This is a genomic window from Streptomyces swartbergensis, from assembly GCF_002148965.1.
GTDB classification, from domain to species: domain Bacteria; phylum Actinomycetota; class Actinomycetes; order Streptomycetales; family Streptomycetaceae; genus Streptomyces; species Streptomyces swartbergensis.
In genome coordinates, this window is the sequence record NZ_NGFN01000623.1 from 1 (window position 1) to 2,201 (window position 2,201).

Consider the following 2,201-nt stretch of genomic DNA (forward strand, 5'->3'; position numbering starts at 1 on the left):
GGACGTCCCCCGTGCCCCGCCCGTCGCCTCGCTGCTCAGCCATGCGGCGATCCTGCCAGGCAGGCCCTCGGCACAGAAGCCGCAGAGATCCCTCTTGGCCGGAGATCTTGGACCTCCTGGACCTTCTGGCAGTACGACAACGGCTCCGGGAGCCTGCCGGGTGACCAGAATCTCTTCGACGGGTCACTCGATCGACTGAAACAGTTCGTGCGCGGGGCCTAGCCCTTGGGGGCGTGGGGAGCCTGACAGCAGGGCGGAACGGCAACGCTCGACTGTGGACACCCCTGCGCCCCTCCCAGTTCATCTTCCGTTCACTCGGGTTACCTACGTTCGTCCAGCCAATGACCTCGAACGATTGCCTGGGTAAATGGAAAGCTTCTCGCTGATCCTCGCGATTGTGGTAGTAACCGCACTCGCGTTCGATTTCACGAACGGTTTCCACGACACGGCGAACGCGATGGCCACGACCATTTCCACGGGTGCCATGAAGCCCAAGGTCGCCGTCGCCATGTCCGCCGTCCTCAACCTGGTCGGTGCCTTCCTGTCCGTGGAAGTCGCCAACACGATCTCCAAGGGTCTCGTCGACGAGGCCGGCATCCGCCCCGAGGTCATCTTCGCCGCCCTGGTCGGCGCGATCCTCTGGAACCTGCTGACCTGGCTGGTCGGCCTGCCGTCGAGTTCCTCGCACGCCCTGATGGGCGGCCTGATCGGCGCCACGATCGCCTCGGCGGGCGTCGGCGCGGTGCACGGTGACGTCCTGGTCACCAAGGTGCTGATCCCGGCCATCGCCGCCCCGCTGGTCGCGGGCCTCGCGGCACTGCTCGCCACGCGGCTGACGTACTCCCTCGGCAAGAAGGCCGACGGCAAGGCCTCCGAGAAGGGCTACCGCGCCGGCCAGATCGCCTCCGCGGGCCTGGTCTCCCTGGCCCACGGCACCAACGACGCCCAGAAGACGATGGGTGTCATCACCCTCGCCCTGGTCGCCGGCGGCGCCGTCGCCCCCGACTCGGACCCGCCCATGTGGGTCATCCTGTCGGCGGGTGTCGCCATCGCGCTCGGCACGTACCTGGGCGGCTGGCGCATCATCCGCACCATGGGCAAGGGCCTGACCGACCTCCGGCCGCAGCAGGGCTTCGCCGCCCAGACCAGCGCGGCGACGGTCATCCTGGCCTCCTCGCACCTCGGTTTCTCGCTCTCCACGACCCACTCCGTGTCCGGCTCCGTGATGGGCGCGGGCCTCGGCCGCAAGGGCGGCGTCGTCCGCTGGTCGACGGCGACGCGGATGTTCGTCGCGTGGGGCCTGACCCTGCCGGCGGCCGCCCTGGTGGCCGCGCTCGCCGAGTACGTCACCGGCTTCGGCAGCTGGGGCACCGCGGTGGTGGCCGTCTTCCTCGTCGCCTCCAGCGCGGCGATCTGGAAGATCTCGCGGCGTGAGGTCGTCGACCACACCAACGTCAACGACACCGACGAGGCGGAGCCGGCGGGTGTGGTGACCACGGCGATGGCCGCGGTGACGCCGCCGCCGGTCGGCACCGCGACGGAGGACCCGGTGCCGTCGTTCCCGGCCCAGGCCGCCGCCGAGCGGACGCCCTCGACGACCACCACGGTCTGACCCCGCCGACCGGTAACAAGGAAGAGTCTCCGATATGAAGATCGACTGGGCGGCCCTCGGCTCCGTCTTCGGCGTCAGCCTCGTGGTCACCGTGGCCCTGGTGGGCCTGTTCACCCTCGGCATCACCGGCCTGTCCCGACGCGAGCGGGCGGTGGCCGCCGGCGGCTCCGCGGGGCTTGCCGTGACGGGCGCGTACGCGTGCTTCGCGGCGTGTGCGGCGGCCGTGGGATACGGGATCTATCTGATCGTGGCCTGACCACGGTCACTTCCGCCGGGCGGTTCGGGGCTTCGGTCCCGTGCCGCCCGGTGTCGTGTGCGCAGGGGGCGGTGTGGGCTTCTCCACAGTCTCCCCTCGCAGGTCAACGGCAAGTTGACGGCTGTTCCCGGCCGTGGTGGACTGCCGGGGCCAGTAACGGCGGCAGGAGAGGAAGCCGGTGGAAGTCCGGCGCGGTCCCGCCACTGTCACCGGGGTAGCGATCCCCGGGAGCCAGGAACTCTCACCGCCGGTCTAGTCGAACCAGGGCGTGGACACCCTGAGTGAGGACATATCGCCATGCGCGGCTGCCGAACGAGGTTCAGTACCCCACCC

At 69.8% G+C, this 2,201-nt stretch carries 2 protein-coding genes, 1 pseudogene and 1 riboswitch; all 3 genes and pseudogenes read left to right on the plus strand.

Annotated elements, in window-relative coordinates; all coding sequences use genetic code 11:
* Positions 1-78: 78 nt before the first annotated feature.
* A pseudogene (locus CA983_RS48680) lies at positions 79-222 on the plus strand (hydrolase); the annotation flags it as partial.
* A 145-nt stretch (positions 223-367) separates the two neighbouring features.
* Positions 368-1,612 carry an inorganic phosphate transporter gene (locus CA983_RS42935; protein WP_086606027.1) on the plus strand — a complete coding sequence of 415 codons (1,245 nt, stop codon included), beginning with the start codon at positions 368-370 and terminating at the stop codon, positions 1,610-1,612.
* Positions 1,613-1,646: 34 nt separating this feature from the next.
* The gene (locus CA983_RS42940) at positions 1,647-1,868 is read left to right on the plus strand and encodes a hypothetical protein (RefSeq protein WP_086606028.1); all 222 of its coding nucleotides are present in this window, start codon (positions 1,647-1,649) and stop codon (positions 1,866-1,868) included.
* A 120-nt stretch (positions 1,869-1,988) separates the two neighbouring features.
* Positions 1,989-2,128: riboswitch (cobalamin riboswitch) on the plus strand.
* The last annotated feature ends 73 nt before the right edge of the window (positions 2,129-2,201 follow it).